Source organism: Bartonella australis AUST/NH1 (assembly GCF_000341355.1).
Taxonomy (GTDB): Bacteria; Pseudomonadota; Alphaproteobacteria; order Rhizobiales; family Rhizobiaceae; genus Bartonella; species Bartonella australis.
Genome location: NC_020300.1, coordinates 1373297 through 1397627 on the forward strand (window position 1 = coordinate 1373297; position 24331 = coordinate 1397627).

Below are 24331 nucleotides of genomic sequence, written 5' to 3' on the forward strand. Positions count from 1 at the left end.
TCTGATCTTTGCTGTGTTCATCGCAGGCCAGCAGGTTTCAGCGATACATCAAATCCCGTAGCATGAGACCAAAGAGCTCCTCGAGGAATCCGCAATTTAAAACGATAAAACCGCCCCCTTGCGCGGGAATGAATTTGGCCTGTATTACGGGAAGGTTGTCTTTCTGGTAGCCAAACAATTTTCTCTCCGACAGACTGGCGTAAACGCACACCCACGGATAAATAAAACTCTTCGCTATTCACTTGAGGCATGATATTTCCCACGCGGGTTATCGTGCCGTTTGTCTGCCCCATCTCTTGAGATGTGATCACACAGGCCATTGATTCACCAGAAAATGAACCAAGCTTTCCTTCGAAATCAAATGCGCCCAAAACGGGAGCTTCATTTTGCCACGCTTTACTATCAAGCGAAAACGGCAAATCATCAATGCTTCCTGAAAGCCGATCTAGTCCTTCTAAAGTGTGTCCAGAACAAAAAATGGGCAAGATCATTTTGGTACCGACAATCGCTTTTGTCCATTTTTTCAGTCCCCAATCATAAATGAGCAGTGTACGTTCTTTTACATTATTGCCAGCATCCATCATCCAATAAACGCGGTTATAAACGCCATCAATAGCAGCCCGCGAAATTGATAAACCGTCGTGGCTCATTTTTTCGCTCATCGTCCGATCGACTTTTTCGAAGCCAATAGGCATGATTTGCCCATCATTATTTATTTGGTAAAATCCGCCTTCATCGGCAAAGAAAGCGAGATCACCCCGACAAACAATTGATTCAGAACTTTTCGCGCCACGTTTATCGTGTATTTTTTGAAAACTGAAAATAATTTTGGAACCGGGGATGAAGAAGCCCGCATAAATTGCGGAGCGCATAAAAATGATGGGATTCGTTGTTTCCGTCGCGCCTTGCACGTGTCCACCATCGGGAAAGTCTTGATAATCGCAGCTTTTTTTTCCTACGGTCCAGAATTCAGCATCGTTCAACCCGGACCAATGCACGCGTCGAGGATATTCTGTTAATTTCATCAGACAGACGAAATCACCCCAAACTCGGACGATTCCGGCCTGTGGTGGATTTCCTCTTAAATTTCTAAAAATGACGTCACGCTTAATATCAAGGATTTGAGGTTTATCATTGGCATTAACAGCGATGACATAATCACCAAACAAAGCAAACGACCACGGAGAATCGACATTTGCTAGGTATGGTGCGCCCTTTCGACTAATATCTTCCCACGTCATAAGTTCGTTATTGAGCAGGTAAATTTTTTCTCCTGTTCCTGCAATAATAGAGACGCCATTTTTAGTTCTTACGGCAATAGCGCTTAAAATGGGTGCAGGACAAGGCTCTGATAAAGAACGAAAGCTTGGCATAGGAATATAGGATCCATCTGCAGGCAGCACATTAACGAGTTCATCGGTAAATAAGCCGTTGATATCAGCAACGTCGGGCCGATAATCCGCGATTGGAAAAAAAGCCATTTAAAACCCCGTTGCCAGAATGTTTGAGCAGCCTTTTGCGCGTGATGTTTCGTAGCGCAATGCTTGGAGCTGTTCTTGAAAATCGTTGAAAGAAACAATCGTATATTCAGGATCTTTGAGAATATTTTTATAGAGTTCATATTTTGCGCGGGCTTTAATGAGGTCAAATGCGTGGGTAAACCAAGGATGGTTGTCCTGCATCGAACACTCATCAACTGAAGGAAAAGGGGTATAAGAGAAATGGACAATGTCAGCATTTTGCGGTGTTGGAAACAGGCCTATTTTTTGATCATCGTAGGTATAAAAAATGGGGATTCCCTGTGGTGGGCTGTCCTCATATTTTTTTTTCAAAAATTCGGCAGATTTATAGAGAAGGGGTCTCGGTTCTGCGTTATCGTGTTCTAAGAACAAAGACCCGATGGCAACTCCCACTCCAATTGAGTCATTATCATCTCGCCCATACCAGGTTTTTCCGCTTTGCGTTGTAAATGTGATCTTTCTTTTTTCATTAAAGAAAAAAGGCTCTCGTTCACATAATCGAAGAGCGGTAAAAATGGCATCTTGAATTTGGACCGTATATTCCGCTGTCGTATCGTCAATTTCGTCTTGAATGAGCATGACCATTCGCGCAAAATTTTTGTCCTGTCCTATCTTTTTGAGATCAAAATAATTGGCACCAACGGCCGTCGCAGTTTGCATAAATAATCCCTTTACGCGTTAAGTTTCTATCCCAACAAAATCTCATATGGTTTTTGCGATTTTCTAGGATCTCCCGTGTTCTGCACAGTCCCCCTGCGGTCCTACGCAATTCCCCCCGCGATCCCAGTACACCCCAAGTCCCCGCGCAGTCCCCTGCGGTCCTGTGCAATTCCCCCCGCGATCCCGGTACACCCCAAGCCCCCGCGCGGTCCCCTGCGGTCCTGCGCAATTCCCCCGTGATCCTGTGGTACACCCCAAGCCCCCGCGCAGTCCCCCGCGGTCCTGCGCAATTCCCCCCGTGATCCTGGTACACCCCAAGCCCCCGCGCAGTCCCCTGCGGTCCTGCGCAATTTCCCCCGTGATCCCGGTACACCCCAGTCCTTTAAGATTTTGTCGTCTTTTGTCAGGAAAGAAAATGTCTCACAATTCCTCGAAGAGCCATTAAGCGGGTTCTCCGTAAGTTGGGATGACGATTGTTGCAAAATCTTGAGCCCCTTGCGCATCACCCGGCGCACAGAAACGTGCTTTTTTCATGCCAATGATGGTTTTCGCGGCCACACCAAATTCGCGTTCATAATCAAAGAGCTCTTCGACCAATTTATAGCGTGTTGCCTCCCGGTCTTTACCAAAAGCGATAACAGCACTTTGCGCACCAAGCAAAACAGCACGGCGAACATTTTTAACGATATTTTTTGATTTTCCTGATTCCACACCTTCTGTTACATGTTCTGTTTCTCGTAAGATCACCCCATTATACATACCCAGTGACCCGCTATAGATTGGATTTTTGGAGCGGCTTCCGTTATAAATCGCTTTAGTAATATCCAGCCATTGACCGGCTTCTGTATTGGTCCGCAATTGCGTAACTTGTGTTGGGTGGAGATAAAGCACATAAACACTTTCGCCATCGACACGCACGGGTCTGATTTTTGGATTAGCCAGTTTAGCGCGCTCGACTGCTTTATCGATTAATGTGAGATTGAATACATCATTGGCTTCCAATTTTTCATCAGCTTTTTTTCCATTTGGATATACCACGCGTTTATCGGTCGGTGGCGTTGGTTCATTGAATCCGTAATGAACAGGTTTTATGGTAATTGTTCTACCTTCAAAATTGATTGTTTCTGCCGTATATCCGCAAACTTGCATAAAGAACATCATGCTTAAGCGATCAGCATACCAATCGACCAAGCCATTTTTGGCTTCCGTGCGCAGATTATGCAAGACACGCTGTTGATCGATTGTTCCTTCATTTTTGACACGTACAGCATGAACGAGTTCATTAATGACTAGGCGATCTGTTAAGAATTGTAGAGCTTCTTCCTTCCCTTCAAGAGCCTGTCCTTCCGTGATTCCATCGCCAAATAACTGCACACGCAAACCAAAAGTCATGGTATCACCACTTGCTTTATTGGTTTCGTCTTTCAACTGTATAATGCTATTGGAATCTTTTCCGATCAAAGATGCGATAGGAATTGATTTTGAGACTTCTTGATTGAGTAATTTGGACCATGCGCGCACAGCCATTGGATCATTGATTCCGACACGAGTTTCGGTCATTTCTTCCTCTTAATGTTTATTGATATAAAAAATCCGGCTGAATGCCGGTTGCGAAGCGTCCACCTTTCTGGTTTTCAAGAGAGTGGATTGCTTAGTGAATGATGTATCTTTTGTTTATTTACAGCGTCTTGCCCCTCCTTTTTTAAAGATCTCCTCCCCCCATCAAACGATTAAAAGCAGCTTTATTTTTTGGGTCATTGATCCAAACGCTAAATTCTGCTTCAGACATTTTATCAATCATATCTAAAGAAAGCGATCCGCTTGATGTTAAGCCATTATGAGCCGCGAGTGTTCGTGCGGAATTTTGCCTTTCCTGTATATTTTCCACAGGAGCGCTTTGTGTGTTTGTGTAGCCGATTTTTTGCGCGATAGTGTAGATCACCTCAGCCGGATTTTGATTTTTTTTCGCGCAATCTTGGACAATCTGTTTCAACTCATCTCCGATGATGGCTTCAATCACTTTTGGATCTGCCATTTCGGGATAGAGCGAAGAAAAAGCGGCTAATTGTTTAGCGCGCACATCGTAAACAAAGTCAGCAGCTTGATCAAAATCCTGATGCTGTTGTTTAACGGCTGCGGCTGATTGATGAAAAAACGAATATAAATGCTCTGCTTCTGAAGGAGCAGACATATTTTGCTGTTGAGCCCGTAATAATTCTTGTTTCTGTAGTGTTTTCCCTAGCCATTGTATATAGCCCATAAAATCTTTTTGTGGATCGGGGGGCGTTTCACTTTCTTGGGTTATTTTGCCCTCATCGTGATTTTTTTTCAGCTCTCTTTCTTTTTGCCCTTCTTCCCTTCCTTGAAGCTTGGCATATGCTATCCCTTTTCTTTCACTTTCTTGGGACTGGAGATGCACACTTTCTCTTCGTTCAGTTTCTTGAGGCTTAGCCCACGCCGTGTTTTTTCCTTCTTCGATTCCTTGCAGCTCATCATGTATAAATTGATTATATTCTTCTGCTGTTAAGTTTTCTGCATCCATTGTGTTGGCCTTTTCTTTCTCAGACAATAAAGGGTTATTTTCTTAAATTTAAGAAACTGGTTGCGCTGTCTTTGCTGCCTGCAAAAAAGCCTGTATCATTTGCCCAGCCTCGCTCTCATCGCTATTTTGTGGCACAGTTTGCTGATTTTCCTGCGCTTGATTTTGCTGTTGAAATTTTGCTGCAATTTTATGAATGAGTGATACTGGCAACGGTGAGTAGCGCAATAAATCGATCATAATTTCCGGTGTTGTGAAATTTTGCATCAATGGAAGAAGCTGCATCATAATAGCGAATGTCCGTTCTTTTTCGTTAGGACTCGTTGGCGCATCATCGACCACAATATCATATTCCAAACTTGTGATCATTTCCCGTGTAAGCGGGACATATTGAGCATTTTCTTCACCGGTAATCCGTATCAATCGCCCATCAGAGAGATAATTTTGGATGAGATAGAGAATAATTTTTCCCTGTCGTTGTCGATATCGCCGTAGACCGTCAAAGAAAGACGCTAAGAGATTAAGAGAGGACTGACGACGTTGTGCTTCGAGAACCCCAGGTTGGTTCACAGCTCGTGTTCCGACAAATTCTGGAGATAATCCTGTCACTTGAGTGATAGCACCTTTAGCTTCATTAAAAAGCTGAAAGAAGCCATTAGGAAATTGCGCCACAGGTTTTGGTTGGACTCTCCCGCCAGAGACAGCGCCATTTTTAAGCCAGGTAATACTATCGGCTCTAGCCCAACTTTCCATGGCTTGTCGGTCGTCATCAAAGGCGTCACGTTCAGCCATAATTCCGCCCTTTGACTGGCTATTGAGGAGGTACATCACTTGACTGAAATATTTATTGGCCCACCGTTGTGGATCTTTTGCAGGTCGCACCATGCCGTAAAATTGCCGGCTCAATTTATCAAAATAGCCTGTAATGCACTCCCACCCTAATTGATTAGGTGGCACCAAAGGCTGATCGGGAGCTTCGAGCAATCTTTTGCCTAAAAAAGCGCGTTTAACGACTTTTTTGGTCAGCCTCGTTGCTTGAAGATCTGGAATCTCTTTAGCTAATTTTTGAAAATCCTTCTCAGAATAATCGAAGAATTGCCCTGTTTTCGGATCAAGTGCTTTGTAAATGACCTCACGTTCAAACCACCGACATTCAACCAAAGTGACCATTTTTGGCCCCTTATGACCGGTATCCTCATTATGATCTTCAATGTAGTCGTGATAGCTCTCACTACCATTTGAGTGAAGAAGCGTAGGGTATTTGACCCAGTCAGCATTGAGGTCACTCCAATGGACATCGGGGAACATGTCTTGAGCAACAGCAAGAGGTTTTTCATCAATATACCATACGCGCTGTGCATCGACGAGATTAGGCTTTACAGCACTGGCATCCCAAACCATTTTCATGGGATCCAAACGAGCGATCACAGGTTTTCCTTTTGGATCTTCTTCATAGTCGAGCCGCGTATCTGTCCATCCCATTCCGCAGATAACGGCATCTTGAAAAGCGTCAGAATCTTCGTATTCACCGTCAGCCTCATCGCGAAACCATTCAGCGGCTCCTGTTAAGATTTGATTGGCTAAAGCTGCACCTTCTTGCCGTGGGATGAATTGTACTTGTCGTTTATTGTTTCGCTCAGCGCCGATGACAGCATTAATCAAGGGCGCGATGCGATTAAATGTCATAACGGGCCTGTTTTGTTTTTGTAAAACAGCGAGATCTTGCTCATTCCATTGCCGCCCATTATAAAAATTATAATCTTCTTGAGCATTTTTGCGCCACTGTTCGGCATGCTCAATATCGTCGCGATACCAACTGACGAGTTTTTGAAAGAGTGCCTGATGTTCGATTTTCTGCCCAATTTGATGTTCAGTCGTTTCAAGTGGGGCAAGAGAAGCTGTATGATCGTGCATTAAAAAGCCATCCATGATGTTTGAGAATGATGAAGAGAGCGATAAGGATCTTTTCGTGGTTTAATATTTGGCTGTTCATAGGCGATACAAAGAAGTCCGAAACTATCGGCGCCATGGCTTGCCCAATCATGTTCAGCACCCAATCCGATATTGCGTTGTTCGTCGCGTTTTTCGTGATACCATGCGAGTGCTTTTCGCCCGGCTTGTGTTGTTTCACGATTGAACCACACAGCGGGGAACAATCGCCTCACGGCTTCGATACGCATTTTGACGGCTCCCAGCCCTTGATTGGGGATAATTTGGGTTTGAAATCCGGCCTGCTGGAGAGCGCTTTCAAAACTAACATTATACACGCGATCTTTTGTGGCCCCATCATGAGGGAGAACCATGACTGCATTGTTATATCCCCTTTGACAAATCCACCCGATATGCTCAGATAAAGGTTGTCCTTGAGCTTCATAATAATCAAGGACGCGAATTTCGCGTCCGATGAATTGTGCAACCCACAAAGCAGTTGCATCAGCTTTTGCGCCCGTCCCGCCGATATCCCAAAAGACTTTTGTTTGAATAAGCGGGTCGCGCGGAACATAAGTAATCCGCCCTTCTTGCTCGGCTTCAAGAAGTAATTTTTGATAATAAGCGCCTTGAATAGCTTGTAGATAATCGCCTTCCCAGATATGGTTATATTGCTCAGGTCTTTGTTCTAAATCAGCTTTTCGATCCCGATTAAGTTTATCAGGGAAGCGCGGATTATCGCGCCAATTAACCTCGGTGCCTTTAATATTGGGGTCTTTTACATGGCGGAATCGTTTTTCAACGGGTGCATTTTCGCGGAGGGGATTCCATGTGACCCATAATTCGGAATGCCAATCTTTTCCCTCTTCGCGTAATGTTGGGATGAGGGTTTGCCAAGCGGTTTCGGTAACGGGTTCGGCTTCGTCGACCCAACAAAGAAGGATGCGCCCCATGGATTTAATGCTTGCGATATTGCGGTCAAGGCCAGCAAAAACATAAAGGATCCGTCCATCTTTTGATTTAATATATTTATCGCCAATTTCGTAATAATCTTTCAAGAAACTGTAGGACTCGATGGCTCGTTTAATTTCTTCGAGGGAACTTTCATTGAGCGAATTTTGAAATTGTCTTGCGCATAAGATAATGCCGCGCTCTCCTGCTTTTCCATGCCGATATCCGACCACAGCAGACATCAAAGCAAAGGATCGTGTTTTTCCTGATCCACGCCCTCCCCAAGCGGCGCGGACGTCAGCTTGTCCAGAAAAAACAGAAATAAGTTTTGGAATAAGAGCAACTTGAGCGGTTGTCATCATAGAATGTCTCCGCATTTTCTCGTCAATATCTAGTCCAGTAACGGCAGACACCGGCGTAAAATTATATCTCACCCGGTTCTGTTTCCTCCTCAAGCAGCACGCCCCACCGGTTACATCTGCCTCTACGTCCTCTTCAAGCAGAGCGCCTACCAGTTTCACCTAGTTCTGCACCCTCCTCAAGTAGCGCGCCCCGCCGGTTACATCTGGTTCTACGTCCTCTTCAAGCAGAGCGCCTACCAGTTTCACCTAGTTCTGCACCCTCCTCAAGTAGCACACCCCACCGGTTACATCTGGCTCCACGCCCTCTTCAAGCAGAGCGCCTACCAGTTTCACCCAGTTCTGTTTCCTCCTCAAGCAGCACGCCCCACCGGTTACATCTGGCTCCACGCCCTCTTCAAGCAGAGCGCTTAGCGGTTACACCTAGTTCTGCACCCTCCTCAAGTAGCGCGCTCCACCGGTTACATCTGACTCTACGTCCTCTTCGAGCAGAGCGCCTACCAGTTTCACCTAGTTCTGCATCCCGCTCAAGTAGCGTACCTACCAGCTTGCGTGATAAAACAAAAAACAATCCCGCGATAAGAACATTTCAGGCAACTATCATTATAGAGCAAAAACATCCCTTATTAATAAGGAGACCCCCATGCGCACATAATGGCTAAAAATTGAGGCTCTTAATATTTTGAACACCGACGGAAAGAGCAAAATTTCACTGATTATTCGGTTATGGAATATCCCTGTCATACAGAAATTGATACAGGTGAGGTGAAAGAATGAGTTCATGATGTAAGAAAATCCTCCTCTTATTTTGCAGCATCAATGTTCAAAAGGAGACGTACCATGATTATTTGTCGCTGCATCACTTGGGACAACAGGTATAATCTCAACACGCGAAATTGTTTGAACATTGCCTCCCCCTTCTCCTGTTACTTGTAGAGGCAAAACTTTTGCTAAGAGTGAAAAAAAAGGCACAGGATTATTGATCGCGTGATATTGCAGATAGGATACCAGGCCATCGTGACCATAGTGGGATCCCGCTTGCTCTGCCGCTGCGATGAGAGCATCTTTGAGCAATTTAGTTGTTTTATTTAATGAGCCCTTTGGACGTCCTCTTCCGCGCGAAGAGAGACGATTTTCTTTTGTCACGGTCCCGCTCCTTCATTTTGTATAATCAAGTTTCGCTGCTACATCATTACCGGAAAAATTTTAGCATCATCAAACAGTTTTTCGGCGAATGCTGAGACAACACACCCAGTTCAGCAAATGCCGAGACGGCACCCAGCAGGTGATAGATGATCGCGTAAAAAGGCTAAAAAGTCCGATAAATTATCAGAATAAAGAATGCTGGAGATCGCGCATCACGCAGAGCTTCCCTGAACCATCTTGAGGAGAAAATCAAAATCCCCCCGCCCCCTAAACGCTCAAAGCAAAATAGCACCTCGAATAGGACACTGCTCAGGATAAGACAATAAACACAAAAAAAACGCGGCACAGGACATTACCCCACACCACGACGCGCAAAAAAGAACGCAATTCCAACTCTCCTTTTATGATATCTGTTTAAGTTTACCTTGTCAAGTTTTATTTTCTTCTTTTATCTTTTCATTTTCTCCGGCAGCTTCCTTTTGTGCACCTTTTGCTACGGAAGAAAAGGCTAATCTATCCCCTTCTTTCGTAATGGTGACGGTCGTATCGTCTTGAATTGTCCCAAACAAGATGCGTTCGGCCAAAGCGTCTTGAATTTCTTTTTGAATAATCCTCTTTAAAGGGCGTGCTCCATAAAGAGGATCATATCCTTTATCGGCGAGAAATTCACGTGCTTCTGGTTCGATATGCAAAGTTATTTTGCGTTCATTCAGCAGTTTTTGTAAAGATTTGATTTGAATATCGACGATGGCCTCCATATCCCTGCGCTGTAATCTTTGGAAGAGGATAATCTCATCGATACGGTTAAGAAATTCGGGACGGAATGCTGCTTTGACGACACGCATGACGTCATCTCTGACTTTATCAGTTGTCTCGCTTGCAGAAAGTGAGGTCAAAAATTCAGCCCCGAGATTAGACGTCATAATGAGTAGGGTATTTCGGAAATCAACGGTTCGTCCTTGACTATCGGTTAACCGTCCCTCATCCAGCACTTGGAGTAAAAGATTAAAGATGTCGGGGTGAGCTTTTTCGATTTCGTCGAAAAGAATGACTTGGTAAGGTCTGCGTCTCACGGCTTCAGTGAGCACTCCCCCTTCTTCGTATCCGACATATCCCGGAGGAGCTCCGATTAGCCGCGCTCCTGCGTGTTTTTCCATATATTCTGACATATCAATCCGCAACATTGCGTTTGGGTCTTGGAAAAGGAATGCGGCGAGAGCTTTTGTTAATTCGGTTTTCCCCACACCTGTTGGCCCTAAGAACATGAAGGATCCGATAGGTCTATTGGGGTCTTGCAATCCTGCGCGAGCGCGTCGCACAGCGCGCGAGATAGCCTGAACGGCTTCACCCTGCCCGACGACGCGTTGACTGATTTCATCTTCCATACGCAAAAGTTTATCGCGTTCTGCTTCCAGCATACGATCGATGGGGATGCCGGTCCATCGTGAGACAATTTGAGCAATATGTTCAGCTGTAACAGTTTCTTCGACTAAGCCATTTTTGTGGTCATCATTTTCAGCGGCACTTAATTGTTTTTCCAGTTCTGGTATAACACTATAAGCCAGCTCACCCGCGCGTTGAAATTGCCCATTCCGTTGAGCAATAGCCAAAGCATTTCGTGCTTCTTCGAGCTGTTTTTTGAGGTCTGCGGCGTGTCCTAATTTTTGTTTTTCGGCCTGCCAAGCACTTGTCATTTCTGCAGATTGTTTTTCTAAGCTATCAAGCTCGGTTTGCACGGTTTGCAGCCGTTCTTTTGCAGCGGGGTCGACTTCCGTTTTTAGCGCTTCGCGTTCAATTTTCAATTGCATGATGCGCCGATCGATTGCATCAAGCTCTTCAGGTTTTGAATCAACCTGCATGCGTAATCGTGCAGCCGCTTCATCAACGAGATCGATTGCTTTATCGGGGAGGAAACGATCGGTAATATAGCGATTTGATAAGCGTGCAGCAGCGATTAATGCGCCATCGGCCAGCCGTACTTTGTGATGTTGTTCGTATTTTTCTTTGATACCGCGTAGAATAGAAATTGTATCATCGACCGTCGGCTCAGGCACGAAGACAGGTTGGAAGCGGCGCGCTAGGGCTGCATCTTTTTCGACGTATTTTCTGTATTCTTCAAGTGTTGTGGCTCCCACGCAATGGAGTTCTCCCCGTGCAAGAGCTGGCTTAAGCAAATTGGAGGCGTCCATGGGCCCATCGGATTTTCCAGCACCGACAAGATTATGCAATTCATCGATAAAAAGGATGATCTGCCCGTTTTCGGCCTGTATCTCTGCGAGAACTGCTTTTAATCTTTCTTCGAACTCCCCGCGATATTTTGCGCCTGCGATAAGCGCTCCCATATCGAGCGCGTGAAGCTGCTTATCACGCAATGTCTCTGGAACGTCCCCATTGACGATACGCAGTGCTAATCCTTCAACAATTGCAGTTTTTCCCACTCCTGGTTCGCCGATAAGAACGGGGTTATTTTTCGTCCGTCGTGATAAGACTTGAACAGCCCGGCGAATTTCTTCTTCACGTCCAATAACAGGGTCCAATTTTCCTTCGCGTGCCTCTTTTGTCAAATCCCGGGCATATTTTTTCAAAGCTTCATATTGGCTTTCGGCGTGGGGGCTTGTTGCGGTTTTTCCCTTTCGCATTGTTTGAATAGCTTGATTGAGGGCCTGTGGTGTTAAACCTCCACTTGTTAAGATATCGGCGGTTTTTGCCGTTTTTTCCATAATAAGCGCTTGTAATATCCGCTCGACGGTTACAAACTGGTCGCCGGCTTTTTTGGCGAGTTCCTCGGCCATTGTGAAAATTTTTGCAAGTTGCTGCGACATATAGAGCTGGCCATTTCCGCCTTGCACTTTAGGCAGCGCTTCGAGTGCTTCTTGGAGTGCTTTGCGAATGACAGGCAGATCACCGCCGGCTCTTTGAATCAAAGAAGCTGCTAATCCTTGATCATCGTCCAAGATCACTTTTAGGAGATGCTCAGGCATGAATTGCTGATGATCAGAAGCGAGAGCGTTGCTTTGCGCCGCCTGCAGAAAACCTTGAAGCCGTTCACTATATTTTTCCAAATTCATTTTTTCTTCCTTTATCGCTTTGCCCGCTTCTTCTTCAGAACAAGTCCTCAAGGATATACAAAACCATGCGCAAAATCGTTAACAATATCAATTGAAGAATAGCCACTGTTGTCTCCTGAATATGGGTTCCTTGAACAAGGATAGCAAGGGGATACAAAGAAGCAAAAGCTTTTAAAAGGCCACAGCTCTGCGCTTGGTTCCCTCAACGCAAACGTCCAAGCCTGAAGACGCCGCTTCAGCATCCTTAAACTGAATGCTTGATACCCGACATCTTTAGCCCACAGGCTCCACCTCAATGTCCTCAACCCCAAGGCTTGATACTCAGCATCCTCAGCCTAAAGGCTCCACCCTGATGCCCTCAACTCCAAGGCTTGATACTCAGCATCCTCAGCCTAAAGACCCCACCCTGATGCCCTCAACTCCAAGGCTTGATACTCAGCATCCTTAGCCTAAAGACCCCACCCTGATGCCCTCAACCCAAAGACTTGACGTTCAATATCTTTAACCCGAGGACTCTGCGCCCAGCGCCTTCAATCTGAACGCTGTATCTTTTTCATTCTTCTTCGTCGGCTCTTTGGGGCGGTGGCGGTAAAATATAGGCCCCTGCCAACCAGCGATTAAGATCGATTACCTTGCAGCGTGACGAACAAAAAGGGTAGGTATTTTGCTGTGACATTCTGCCACATTCAGGGCAAGGAAGCGGTGAACGTGTAGAATATTGAGTTGATTGTCCTTGGAGATCCGTTGTTTTTTCTTGTTGGCGCTTTGACTTTTTTGATTGATTAAGCTGCGTCATTATGTTTCACCCGTCAATCAATTTTCCGTTTAATCAATCCATTTGGCCCAATTTTGCATAATAGGATAATGGTGAGCCAGCAGAAGATCGACAGTTTCAGCCAATGGCAAGCCGACGACATTGGAGTAAGAACCCGCGATATCGACGACGAAAGCCCCTGCTTTTCCTTGAATAGCGTAGCCTCCGGCTTTTCCTTCCCATTCCCCAGAAGCTAGATAAGCATCCATCATGGTGGATGTTAAGCGCCTGAAGCGAACACAAGTTTTGACTAATTTGACCGCTATTTTCCGGCTCTCATTCATCAAACAAACGGCGCCATATACTTTGTGCGCACGCCCGGAAAGGAAGCGCAAACATTCATAGGCTTCGTCTTCTCCTTCTGGCTTAGGGATAATGACGGAGCCAACAGCGACCACAGTATCAGCAGCTAAGATTAAACTGTTCTTTGAGAGCGCAGGGTTTTCACTATTTTGGTCGCGCCACAAGAAGCTTTCTCGGGCTTTAAGGGCTTTTTCCTTCGCTAAACGTTTTGCTAAATTTGCGGGATGTTCTCTTAATTTTGGAGTTTCGTCTATATTGGCCGCGTAAACATGACGGGGATCGATGCCAATTTGCGCTAAGAGTTCCAGACGACGCGGGGAAGCGGAAGCTAGCACTAAATCGATTTCCATTATTTTGACTCTCCAAAAGTGATTCTCAGTACGTTGTCTGATTTTTCTCTAACGTCACCGACCTCATGGTAACAGCTTTGATTTCACTGTAATATATATCCCCTTACCCACCCCCCGGTCCTCCCTACCGGTCCTTTTGCCGGCCCTCCCACCGGCTTAATCTCTGTATTTAGTTGCTCCCAAAAGATTTTTTTCTGTGATAAAATGAAGATATTTTCTAAGAAATTTTGAAAAATACCGGGTCTTTTAGGAAGCGCAGCGAAAAACCCCGCCCTATTTATAACGATATATGATGCGTCCTTTTGTGAGATCGTAAGGAGTCATTTCGACCATAATTTTATCACCAGCCAAAACACGAATACGGTTTTTGCGCATTCTTCCAGCAGTGTGAGCGATAATTTCGTGGTCATTTTCTAGTTTTACACGAAACATTGCATTAGGCAAAAGCTCAGTAACGATACCAGAAAATTCCAAAACTTCTTCTTTGGACATAAATAACGACTTCCTTCATATTTTGCGCGTTTACGTTGTGCGAATTATTTCCCGGGGTTCATATCCTATTTTATCTGTTTTGTGAACAGAAATTCAGCGAAAAGTAGGGAGTTTTTCCTTTTTTGTTTGTTTTTGATAGTGTCAAACCGGTCGCTTTTGGTGCCTTTTACTTCCTCTTTAATCTTTTTTCAATTCTCCAGCATCACCCTCATTATTTTCATTTTCCTAAAACCGGTACTCTCCTCAAAGAGACACGAAAAAGTATTTTTCCTTATCAATTGACTTTGCAAACAGAGTATAAGACCTTTAAAGAAAGGGGCTGAATTACGTTTTGACACTTTAAAAAGGATGTGTAATGGCTGAAAAATCATATGACGTGGCACTTTTAATGGGCAGTCAATCGGATTGGCAAACGATGCGCCACAGCTCGGATATTTTGACAAGTCTTGGCATTTCTCATATCTCGCATATTATATCGGCCCACCGAACCCCTGAGCGGCTTTACCAATTTGGGAAGGGCGCAAAAGCGGCAGGTTTTAAAGTTTTGATCGCGGGTGCTGGAGGTGCAGCACATCTTCCTGGCATGTTAGCTGCCATAACACCGCTTCCTGTTTTTGGCGTTCCGATACAATCACAAACCTTGTCTGGTCAAGATTCTTTACTTTCGATTGTTCAGATGCCCGCGGGTATACCGGTTGGCACATTAGCGATTGGCAAAGCAGGCGCTATTAACGCGGCACTTTTGTCAGCAGCAGTTATGGCGGTTTATGATGATATTTTGGCCCAACGTTTAGAAGATTGGCGTCAACAACAAACTGCCGATGTTGCTGAGTATCCTACAACTGAGGTTTAAGATGGCAGATTTCTCTGAAAGCTTACATCCAGGCAGGACCATTGGTTTAATAGGGGGCGGGCAACTGGCGCGCATGTTAGCTATAGCGGCAGCGGAACTTGGTTTTAGGACGGTCGTCCTTTGTCCTGAAGAAAATTGCCCGGCGGCGCAAACAGCAAATGACCATATTGTTGCTGCATATGATGACCGTTCGGCATTAGACCGTTTTATTGCGATGTGTCATGTGGTGACTTATGAATTTGAAAATCTTCCTATATATACGGTTCAATATATAGAGGGAGCGAGACGTCTTTATCCGTCCTCAAAGGTTTTAGAAATTACGCAAGATCGACTTTTTGAGAAACAATTTTTAAACGCGCAAGGCGTCCATACGGCCTCGTGGTATGCCGTTGATGACCGTACTTCTTTAGTTTCTGGACTTTCTGCGCTAGGAGGACAAGGTCTTTTGAAGACGCGCCGTTTTGGTTATGACGGAAAAAATCAGATTATGCTTCGTGATCCCAGTGCGCACGCGATTGATGAGGCTTTAGCTTCGCTACAGCACCAACCAGCGATTTTAGAAGAGATTATCCCTTTTGTGTCAGAAATTTCGGTTCTTTCTTCGCGCAATCGAAAAGGAGACTACGCTGTTTATGACTGCCCTGAGAATCAGCATAAAGACGGCATTCTTCGTAAAACATTTGTTCCCTCAACAGTTCCACATCATGTGCAAAAAACTGCACAAGAAATCAGCCTTTCGGTAATGCAAGCCCTTGACTATATTGGCGTACTTTGCATCGAATTTTTCGTCTTAGAGGATGGACGTCTTCTGGCTAATGAATTGGCTCCTCGCGTACATAATTCTGGCCACTGGACCCAAAAAGCATGTATAACCTCCCAGTTTGAACAGCACATCCGCGCTCTATGCGGCCTTCCTTTGGGCAGCACATACCGGCATAGCGATTGCGAAATGACGAATCTTCTTGGCGATAATTTAGGTGATTTTCAATATTTTTTGGCGCAGGAGCGCACCTGCGCGCAATTATATGGCAAACATTCTGTTCAGCCAACACGCAAAATGGGGCACGTCATCCGATTAACGGGGCCGGCGACAATTTCCTGATATACGATAAAATGGACAGACTCCTTCTCCTTCCCTCTCCACTTACCTCCTTCCCCATTCCCTCCACTTCCACCCTTTTTCCCTCTCATCACTATGCCTCTACACTCTGCTCACAGCGTCCACCCCGCTTTTAGCTTCCCTGTCCACTTACCTCCTCCCCCATTCCCCCCACTTCCACCCTTTTCCCCTCTCATCACCGTGCCCCCACACTCCGCTCTTCATCTCTCTCCCTCAGTTCCCCAGACACCCCTATTTAGTTTGTGAAGGATGTCTGCTTGACAAAAATGACGCTTCCTGCTAGGAGGATCTTAGTTTTTCGCGGTTTTCGCGTGTTCATTATGCCGGTAGATATTTTTGTCTGAGAGGGGAGCGTTCTTCTTTACAGAGCGGCGGAGGGGGTGCGTGGTGTTACACCGTGCTAATGTGTATAAACGGTGAGTATGATGAAAATTAAAAATTCGCTCAAAGCGCTCAGAGGACGTCATCGCGACAATCGGTTGGTTCGCCGCAAGGGGCGTGTTTATATTCTGAATAAAACCAACCCGCGTTTCCGGGCACGCCAGGGTTGATGGCCAAAATTAGTTGATGGTCAAAATTAGAAGCCGAACTTAAGGGCCGAGATTTATGGCCAAGATTGGGGATCTGTGAGCCCGCTTTTTTCGTGGGTCTCTTTCTTTATTGATCTTTTGGGGCCGGTGTCCTTTTTTGATGATTTTCTCCTTTCTTTTTTCAAAGGCTCTGCAGTGGCGTATTTTCTCTGTTATTCGAGCTTTCTTTTCTGTCGTTTTGGGTATTTTTTGTTTTCTCTCTCCCAGTTATGGCGGCGAGCGTCCTTCGTCACCTTTTGAAGATTCCCCTCCACAATCGCTTTTGCCTTTGGATGATCTCATTCCGAGCCAACCGTCTTCTCCCCCTTCTGTGACTGATCCGGCAACAAATATTCTCGAAGATTTGGAAGCGACGGATCGCCCTCCTATTCAGAATGCTAAACAGCGCAAAGAGGCAGAGCTTATACGCTTATTCAAAGAATTAAAACATTGTGCACAAGTTGATGAAGCGAAAAAAATCAGCCAGCAAATTCAACGTTTATGGTCACAATCAGGGAGTGAGACTGTTGACCTTTTGATGCTGTGGGGCGAAAAAGCGATCAACACGGAAAATTACGGCCTAGCGCTTGACTATCTTGACAATGCGATTGCGCTCTCTCCCACCTACGCCGAGGCTTGGGTTAGACGCGCTTGGATTCATATTCAACTTAGTGATTTCAAGCTTGCGATGCTTGATCTTAACCATGCGCTTGAGCTTGAACCGCGGCATTATGTAGCCCTTTTTGAGCTCGGAATAATCATGGAAGCGACAGAGCGTCCACAGCTCGCGCTCAAAGCTTATGAAAAAGCCCTTCATTATTATCCTCAAATGCAGCGGCTTCACCAACGTATTGAAGTGCTTTTAGACGAGCAATCTGCCCAAGAGATTTGATAATGCGTCCCTTAGCCGATCTGCTTACTCATTCTCCCATCTGGAAGGGGTGTAGTCGCTCGCCTTTCAGACGACGGATTTACTTAGAACCCCATCTGGGATGGGATATAGTCACTCGCCCTTCAGACAACCGGCTTACTTAGAACCCCACTTAAAAAGGACATAGTCATTCATTTAAGAGGAATTTTTTGTAATTTTTTCTAGCTGGGGAGACTAAACTATCCTATAATAGCGGGTGGTGTTCTGCACTTCTCGACAGGAAATAACGCATTCCTGAGACCTTATTGATTTCCAAGGGAGCTGTCCCTGAGAGAGCTCGTGGGCTTTCTCATATGGCGCCCACCTACAGAGTAGGTTCTCGGGGTCAATCTTTTCCATCGGTTGCTGTGGTTCACCATTTTTACGTGCACGGCCGCTTTTGAGGTCGTCATAGGTGCTATTCCCGAAAGGATTTGTGGGCTTTTTTAAGGTGCTCACTCACCCAGGGGGGTTTTTTGAGATCGGCTTTTTTGTTGAACGCCGAGGGTTTGGTGTTTTTCGCGTGAATTGAGCAGATTACGATGGTGATTTTTAAAATGATTGATTGAATAATGCCGAAGATCACCAAATGCCCAGAGTCTCTTTCTCAAATACGCTCTCGTTTGCGCGCGCTCGGCCACTTGCGGCGCGACGAGCTTTCGGTGCAAGAGCGTCGCCTTTTTTCACAGCTTGCTTGCGCCCACATAGTACACTACCTTGAACAAATTGTTGAAGATTTTTCGCAAACAGTTCTTGCTGGTTATTGGCCAATCCTGTCAGAAATAGACCCTCGCCCTTTATTTGATTTTGTTTTGTCACGGGGCGGCCATTTAGCTTTGCCGGCCGTCATTGATAGTACAAGGATGGTTTTTCGCGCATTTTCGGCAACCACTCCCTTAGAACCTATGCGATTTGGCACATTTGGTCCGGGTGCAAATCAGAGAGTTATTAACCCTAGCATTGTGATTGTGCCCCTTTCTGCCTTTGATAATCAGTGCCACCGACTTGGCTATGGGAAGGGATATTATGACCGCGCTATTAAGAACCTTCAGAAAAGCGGACATCATGCCCGTTTATTGGGCTTAGGCTTTTCTTGTCAAAAAGTTGAGTCAATTCCTTGTACAGATCATGATCTTATTGTAGAAGGAGTTTTCACAGAGAAAGGTTTTTTCAAATGCTAGATCCCCGTTGAAGCGCGCATGCGGTTTTTGTTCTTAGGAGATATCGTTGGGCAAGCGGGGTGCGCGATCGTTTTGCATTACCTTCCAGAATTGATTACCCAGTGGCGCCTCGACTTTGTTGTTGTAAATGGCGAAAATGCTTCCAACGGCTTTGGCATAACACGAAGGATCTATCGAGACCTTTTAACTGTCGGGGTTGATGTCGTTACGACGGGTAACCACGCCTTTTGCTGTAAAGAGATATTGAATGATATCGAGCAGAGCGACTGTTTTTTACGTCCAGCGAATTTTGCTACGGGCACTCCTGGGAAGGGTTCAGATTTATTTACGGCCAGGAATGGCGCACGTATTCTTGTTGCGAATGTTTTAGGGAATGTTTTTATGCCTTACGGTGGCATAGCTGATTCTTTTGAGACGGCAGAAAAGATCGTCACCGCCTGCTCTTTGACTGAACAAGCTGACGCTATTATTTTTGATTTTCACGCAGAAGCAACGAGTGAAAAGCAATGTCTTGGCCATTTTCTTGATAGCCGTGTTAGTGTTGTTGTCGGGACACATACCCATATTCCAACGGCTGATGCACATATTTTACCAGGCGGGACTGCTTACATGTCGGACGCGGGTATGTGTGGCGATTATAATTCATCACTTGGCATGGATAAGGAAGAGCCTCTCTACCGTTTTCTTTACAAGAAGAAGCACAGTCATTATGAGCCTGCACGAGGTCCTGCAACTCTTTGTGGTTTAGCGGTTGAAATATCGGATCGCACAGGCTTAGCGGATAAAGTGTCGGCGGTTCGCCTCGGTGCTCATTTAAAGTCTGAAGTTCCAGATTTTTGGTAGATTTTGCCGTAGATTTCACATTTTTGTGCCATCTATGGGCGCAGTTTCGCGCAAAAGGACGTCGCTTTAGGTCTACCCTGCTAGATTTTCTAAATTGGTTTTCATTCACACTTTAGGCTTATTTTCATCGAGGTTCTTCGCAAAATTTTGGTTCCCCGACCGGTTGCGGTCTGCTTATCGCATTTGACCTGTCTGCGAATAGGTTCACTTCTTCATATATTAAAAGGGAGTTAGACTTCTCATTAAATAGCAATGCGTTGCAATATTGCCCCACATTGGGATAATTTTTCTTCCAGCTTTTCAAATCCACGATCAAGATGATAAACACGATTCACAATCGTCTCCCCTTTTGCGGCAAGGGCGGCGATGACGAGAGAGACGGAAGCTCGCAGATCAGTTGCCATTACTGGCGCTCCCTGTAGACTTTTTGTTCCCTGAACGGTTGCAGTCCGCCCATCGAGTTTGATCCGCGCCCCCAAGCGTACGAGTTCCTGCACATGCATGAAACGGTTTTCGAAAATTGTTTCGGTGATCCGCGCACTCCCCTGAGCCTGTGTCATTAACGCCATGAATTGAGCTTGGAGATCGGTTGGAAAAGCCGGAAAAGGTGCAGTCTCGATATCGACAGGGGTAATTTTTGTTTTATTTTTGTCTCGTTTAACCTGAATACCTTCTGGTTTTATTTCAATATCGAGTCCTGTTTTTTGGAGAACACGAAGCACTTCGGTGAGATGTTCTGGATCAGCATCTTTGAGCAGGACATTTCCCCCGGTCATAGCAACGGCTATTGCGTAGGTTCCTGTTTCGATTCGGTCAGCGATCACGCTTATTCTTGCACCATTGAGTTTTTGGACACCGTTGATTGTGAGAGTACACGTACCTTCACCGGTTATTTTTGCCCCCATTGCTTTGAGTGCTTGGACAAGATTTGTGACTTCTGGTTCACGTGCTGCATTATCGAGAACAGTTTCTCCATGAGCTAAAGCCGCAGCCATGAGCATAATGTGTGTTCCCCCAACGGTGACTTTAGGGAAACGATAATGCCCCCCTTTAAGACCTTTTGGGGCTTTAGCGTGAACATATCCATTTTCGATTTTAATTGTTACGCCTAAGGCTCTGAGTCCTTGAAGGATTAAATCGACAGGCCGCGTTCCGATAGCACAGCCTCCTGGCAATGACACATAGGCTTCTCCGCATCGTGCAAGGAGTGGGCCGATAACCCAAAAGCTTGCGCGCATTTTTCTAACCAGTTCGTAGGGCGCCCGTGTTGTTGTAATATTATGAGCAGTAAAATGGATTGTTCTCGAAGCAGAGCACTCTTCATGACATTTTCGCCCTTCAACAGCATAATCGATCCCGTGATTATTGAGAATCCGGATTAAGAGTTCAACGTCAGCCAAATGAGGGACATTATCAAGGGTTAGTGTATCCTTGGTAAGCAGGGCAGCGATCATAAGAGGTAAAGCAGCATTTTTTGCTCCGGAGATAGGAATAGTACCATAGAGAGATTGCCCGCCAACGATTTGAATAGATTCCATAATGCTTTCACTTTTTTCTTTTTCTTGATCCTGCGCGGTTTCCCTTTATCCGCACTTTTTAAGAGGCTTTCGCTTTTTGAAAAGCTACTCCTTGCAATAGCTATAACGACTCATTGAGAAATTTGGTTGCAAAGATGCCGTAAAAATGCCTAAACTGAAAGTTCTTTTGTGGATTGTCCCAAGAGCTTTTCTGCAAAGCCTTTTCGCAATCCCCCAAATATCTCCCCCCCGGCCACCTTAGAGCTTTTCTATGAAGCTTCCCTGCACACTCCTGTGTGCAAGAGGAACTTCTTTCACGGATAGTTTTTAGGATTCTTTTTGAGCACGTTTGCGACTTTGCTCTTTACGTCGTTTAAGATTTTCGCGCAACTGCTTAGCGAGCCGTTCTTGGCGCCGCTTTTCTTTTTCATCTTGATAATTCTTTTTTTCTTGTTGATGCATTTGCGTCATTGCACAACCTCTTGAGCACTATTGACTTTCTGAATATAGAATTGACGTTTTTTACAAAGTTCGTGTCATGACATAAGAAGGGGTTTCTTGCAAGAATGGACGAATGGTCTCTTGCCTATTTTATGACAATATGGCACAAGGCAGCGTGGGATTTCAAAAATGCTGCGGTAGCTCAGTGGTAGAGCACTCCCTTGGTAAGGGAGAGGTCGAGAGTTCAATCCTCTCTCGCAGCACCAGTGTTTGTGCTTTTTTTTGCATCCCTTTTGTAGCTTTTTTCCCGTTTTCCCGGACCCATCTTTTATATTCAGTGCATTAGCACTCTTTTATCTCTCTTTATTGTTCTCTCATCAATTTTCTATCAGTATTTTTAATTTGGTGGACCATGATATTCAGAGCCTCATTAAAGCGATTAATTTCAAATTCAAGCTTACGAATATAGGCTTCATCACGGTAAGCACGCTTAATCAAGGGGGGCATATCTGGCCAATAAAGCATCAAATCTACCCATTCACGTTGTGCGATCCACAATCCCCCTTGGCATTGAGCCTTATGTTCAGCCGGAAAACTTTTTTGGTAAAAATGAGGGATCAAAATTTCGGGTTTTTTCGTTTTAATTTCCAACAACCCATTTTCTCCGATAAAAGCATCCGGGGAAAAACCTTTCATGCGATCATCGGTGAGAACAAAACCGATAGATTTTGGCTCTACCTGGGTGAGGACTCCGTAGAGTTGGCGCGCGGTTGGTTCTAATTCTGTTCCGCGGCGCATAGAGGGAGTTATCGCCTCTTCGACGGGTTTTCCTGTGATTCTTTCTCCAGCGAGTTTCATCATAATAGATTGATATTTTTGCGTTTTTTGTCCATCTTTTTTTCGTGCCATAACCATTTCGAACAAAGAAGCGGTAACCAGACCATTGCGCGCTTGGCGCCATTCGGGCGTTCCTTGAATACAATCTATAATGATTGGCATTGTGTTTCCTCCCTCTCCCATTTTTTTAAATTTTTTTACCATCAGCACCTCGGCACCGACACCGGCCCTTCGGCACCAGCATCAGCACCTCAGCACCAACATCAGAACCTCAGCACCAACATCAGTACCCCGGCACCAACATCAGCACCTCGGCACCAACATCAGCACCCCGGCGCCGACATCAGCACCCTCAGCGCCTTTCGCACTCATACGCCTTTTTTGTTCTCATTGGCTAAAATTGGTAAGAAAACTCAACCATGCTTCTCAACCACAGAAAAGTCGTCTCTATGGCATTGGTGAGCCAGTTTCTTCGCGACGCACCCCGCCGCCTCTCGCGAGATAAAAGCGAATGCACCATGTTTTTGTGGCTCAAGTCTGATTATGTGTTGAGTATTTCCCGCATAGTAAAGTGGGACTCCATAAGAAATTGTTTCGAGATAAGTCAGCATTATACTCACCACCAACAACCGGACAGTACATCACATGGGCGCAAACGATGCTGCTTTTCATAAGAGCCATAAAGATTATCTTCGTAGTCGCGCATAATCTTCCGGTCAAGCTGTTTATGATATGCATCACTCTCGAGAATGAACGGCTGAAATTGCCCTATTTGTTCATCTTCTCCGTAGTGTTCCATATAGAGATGCGCAATTTTTTCGCTGATATCGTCAGCATGAAGAGTTTTTAAATCAAGCCGTAAAAGTCTCTGTACGGTATCACGTCCTTCCACAAGATCCAAAACTTCTTCTTCTTGGTCGATAGGCCCGACATAGGCCCCACTATCTTCATCTTCACAATAGACAATAAGAATTTCGTCATCCTTAATAAATGGAATGTGCTTCATGATCTCCCCCTTAGATAGTTGATAAACCCAAGCTTTATCTTGACATGATCAAATATAGCGTTAGTCTTATATCCTCTATGGGAGATATGTCAATTGTTTTATCCTCAATAAAAGATATATTTTACTCTTTACGACGTTCAAATAGCATGTGTGAACCAAAAGACGTCATACTTTGTTCACCTATTGTCCTTGTATTGTTCACTCTTTGTTCACGATTAATGCAACCATAAAAAGACAGGAGAGCGAAATGAGTGATTTAAAACTCGTACAATATTGGTGCACCATTGACAAAAAAACACAAAAAGACGTTATTGTTCTTCTTCGTCAATTGGTCGCCGCAAAAGAGTCAAGAGCGCCTGTCGTTCCTGTGGGGAAATTTTTGAAATAAGTTCAATGAATTCTTGATCTTCTGGACTACATTTTTGTCCGCACAGAATATAACTCATACTGACATTAATTGTGTTGCACACATCGGAAAGCGACTCAATCGTCGGATCTTTTCCTTCAGCAAGGATAGAGTGGAGATAACCGGCTCCTTTTCCTGCTGCGAGGGAAATAGACCGCTTTGACCGCCCGGTTTTCCTGAGTGCTTCGCTCAATCTCTGACGCCAACCATTGATATTCATAGTTTCACCATATAGCCTGTCTTTCTAAAAAAATACACGTTCTTTTGTAAAATTAACTTGCATTATCCTCCAAAGAGGAGGTAAATTAATAAAATAAACTTCATTTTAAGAAGGCCTTAACTACATTTTTGAGTCACCAAACAACCCGTCGCCCAATCAAATGCAGGTAAATTCCCTGAAAATTCCATGGGTTAAAACCCATCTATCTCCGATATCGCGCCACTCATCCTTTGCTGTCTACACAACCTAAAATTGCCTATACAGGCAAACACAGTCAATTAGTAGATTTAATTAAGG

The 24331-nt window shown here is 45.0% G+C and carries 22 protein-coding genes, 1 tRNA gene and 1 other RNA gene; 8 read left to right on the forward strand and 16 right to left on the reverse strand.

Features of this window, described 5'->3' with window-relative positions; translation table 11 throughout:
* Positions 1–17: 17 nt before the first annotated feature.
* The 11 genes from BANH1_RS05960 to infA form a co-directional block, all read right to left on the reverse strand.
* Positions 18–1481 (reverse strand): hypothetical protein, encoded by a 1464-nt coding sequence (locus BANH1_RS05960; RefSeq protein WP_015398460.1) that lies wholly within the window; start codon positions 1479–1481, stop codon positions 18–20.
* On the reverse strand, positions 1482–2180 hold the full coding sequence (locus BANH1_RS05965; RefSeq protein WP_015398461.1) for a phage adaptor protein: 699 nt from the start codon (positions 2178–2180) through the stop codon (positions 1482–1484).
* A 441-nt stretch (positions 2181–2621) separates the two neighbouring features.
* Positions 2622–3740: a N4-gp56 family major capsid protein gene (locus BANH1_RS05975; RefSeq protein ID WP_015398463.1), complete on the reverse strand. Its 1119-nt coding sequence runs from the start codon at positions 3738–3740 to the stop codon at positions 2622–2624.
* Positions 3741–3882: 142 nt separating this feature from the next.
* Positions 3883–4722, reverse strand: coding sequence for a hypothetical protein (locus BANH1_RS05980; RefSeq protein WP_015398464.1), 840 nt, complete (start codon positions 4720–4722; stop codon positions 3883–3885).
* A 48-nt stretch (positions 4723–4770) separates the two neighbouring features.
* Positions 4771–6633, reverse strand: a complete 1863-nt coding sequence (locus BANH1_RS05985) for a portal protein (protein ID WP_015398465.1) — start codon at positions 6631–6633, stop codon at positions 4771–4773.
* Positions 6633–7958 carry a PBSX family phage terminase large subunit gene (locus BANH1_RS05990; RefSeq protein ID WP_041583310.1) on the reverse strand — a complete coding sequence of 442 codons (1326 nt, stop codon included), beginning with the start codon at positions 7956–7958 and terminating at the stop codon, positions 6633–6635. The genes BANH1_RS05985 and BANH1_RS05990 overlap by 1 nt, the downstream gene beginning before the upstream one ends.
* Before the next feature lie 816 nt (positions 7959–8774).
* The gene (locus BANH1_RS05995) at positions 8775–9104 is read right to left on the reverse strand and encodes a hypothetical protein (protein ID WP_015398467.1); all 330 of its coding nucleotides are present in this window, start codon (positions 9102–9104) and stop codon (positions 8775–8777) included.
* 428 nt (positions 9105–9532) lie between these two features.
* Positions 9533–12172, reverse strand: a complete 2640-nt coding sequence (clpB, locus tag BANH1_RS06000; protein WP_015398468.1) for an ATP-dependent chaperone ClpB — start codon at positions 12170–12172, stop codon at positions 9533–9535.
* Between the two features lie 553 nt (positions 12173–12725).
* Positions 12726–12968 carry a DNA gyrase inhibitor YacG gene (gene yacG, locus BANH1_RS06005; protein ID WP_015398469.1) on the reverse strand — a complete coding sequence of 81 codons (243 nt, stop codon included), beginning with the start codon at positions 12966–12968 and terminating at the stop codon, positions 12726–12728.
* 29 nt (positions 12969–12997) lie between these two features.
* Positions 12998–13639 carry a Maf family nucleotide pyrophosphatase gene (locus BANH1_RS06010; RefSeq protein ID WP_015398470.1) on the reverse strand — a complete coding sequence of 214 codons (642 nt, stop codon included), beginning with the start codon at positions 13637–13639 and terminating at the stop codon, positions 12998–13000.
* A 273-nt stretch (positions 13640–13912) separates the two neighbouring features.
* Positions 13913–14131, reverse strand: coding sequence for a translation initiation factor IF-1 (gene infA, locus BANH1_RS06015; RefSeq protein WP_004856585.1), 219 nt, complete (start codon positions 14129–14131; stop codon positions 13913–13915).
* A 355-nt stretch (positions 14132–14486) separates the two neighbouring features.
* Here infA and purE point away from each other — a divergent pair, with 355 nt between their 5' ends.
* The 7 genes from purE (at position 14487) to BANH1_RS06050 (ending at position 19607) form a co-directional block, all read left to right on the forward strand.
* The gene (purE, locus tag BANH1_RS06025; RefSeq protein ID WP_015398471.1) at positions 14487–14984 is read left to right on the forward strand and encodes a 5-(carboxyamino)imidazole ribonucleotide mutase; all 498 of its coding nucleotides are present in this window, start codon (positions 14487–14489) and stop codon (positions 14982–14984) included.
* A gap of 1 nt (position 14985) precedes the next feature.
* The gene (locus BANH1_RS06030) at positions 14986–16086 is read left to right on the forward strand and encodes a 5-(carboxyamino)imidazole ribonucleotide synthase (protein ID WP_015398472.1); all 1101 of its coding nucleotides are present in this window, start codon (positions 14986–14988) and stop codon (positions 16084–16086) included.
* 443 nt (positions 16087–16529) lie between these two features.
* The gene (ykgO, locus tag BANH1_RS06035) at positions 16530–16655 is read left to right on the forward strand and encodes a type B 50S ribosomal protein L36 (RefSeq protein ID WP_041583312.1); all 126 of its coding nucleotides are present in this window, start codon (positions 16530–16532) and stop codon (positions 16653–16655) included.
* A gap of 139 nt (positions 16656–16794) precedes the next feature.
* Positions 16795–17565 carry a tetratricopeptide repeat protein gene (locus tag BANH1_RS06040; protein WP_015398473.1) on the forward strand — a complete coding sequence of 257 codons (771 nt, stop codon included), beginning with the start codon at positions 16795–16797 and terminating at the stop codon, positions 17563–17565.
* Between the two features lie 237 nt (positions 17566–17802).
* A non-coding RNA gene (ssrS, locus tag BANH1_RS07265) (6S RNA) lies at positions 17803–17962 on the forward strand.
* A gap of 193 nt (positions 17963–18155) precedes the next feature.
* The gene (locus tag BANH1_RS06045; RefSeq protein ID WP_015398474.1) at positions 18156–18764 is read left to right on the forward strand and encodes a 5-formyltetrahydrofolate cyclo-ligase; all 609 of its coding nucleotides are present in this window, start codon (positions 18156–18158) and stop codon (positions 18762–18764) included.
* An 18-nt stretch (positions 18765–18782) separates the two neighbouring features.
* Complete coding sequence (locus tag BANH1_RS06050) at positions 18783–19607, forward strand: TIGR00282 family metallophosphoesterase (protein ID WP_015398475.1); 825 nt, start codon at positions 18783–18785, stop codon at positions 19605–19607.
* Between the two features lie 242 nt (positions 19608–19849).
* On the opposite strand, the gene murA is transcribed toward BANH1_RS06050, so the two are convergent.
* Together murA and BANH1_RS07430 are read right to left on the reverse strand one after the other, a co-directional pair.
* Complete coding sequence (gene murA / locus BANH1_RS06055; protein WP_015398476.1) at positions 19850–21145, reverse strand: UDP-N-acetylglucosamine 1-carboxyvinyltransferase; 1296 nt, start codon at positions 21143–21145, stop codon at positions 19850–19852.
* 306 nt (positions 21146–21451) lie between these two features.
* Positions 21452–21595 (reverse strand): hypothetical protein, encoded by a 144-nt coding sequence (locus BANH1_RS07430; RefSeq protein ID WP_015398477.1) that lies wholly within the window; start codon positions 21593–21595, stop codon positions 21452–21454.
* Between the two features lie 161 nt (positions 21596–21756).
* Here BANH1_RS07430 and BANH1_RS06060 point away from each other — a divergent pair.
* A tRNA-Thr gene (locus BANH1_RS06060) sits at positions 21757–21831 on the forward strand.
* A 97-nt stretch (positions 21832–21928) separates the two neighbouring features.
* On the opposite strand, the gene BANH1_RS06065 is transcribed toward BANH1_RS06060, so the two are convergent.
* The 3 genes from BANH1_RS06065 to BANH1_RS06075 form a co-directional block, all read right to left on the reverse strand.
* Entirely contained in the window at positions 21929–22564 is a 636-nt protein-coding gene (locus BANH1_RS06065) for a lambda exonuclease family protein (protein ID WP_015398478.1), read from the reverse strand.
* A gap of 454 nt (positions 22565–23018) precedes the next feature.
* On the reverse strand, positions 23019–23408 hold the full coding sequence (locus tag BANH1_RS06070) for a hypothetical protein (protein WP_015398480.1): 390 nt from the start codon (positions 23406–23408) through the stop codon (positions 23019–23021).
* Positions 23409–23716: 308 nt separating this feature from the next.
* Positions 23717–24034, reverse strand: coding sequence for a hypothetical protein (locus tag BANH1_RS06075; RefSeq protein ID WP_015398481.1), 318 nt, complete (start codon positions 24032–24034; stop codon positions 23717–23719).
* Positions 24035–24331: the final 297 nt, after the last annotated feature.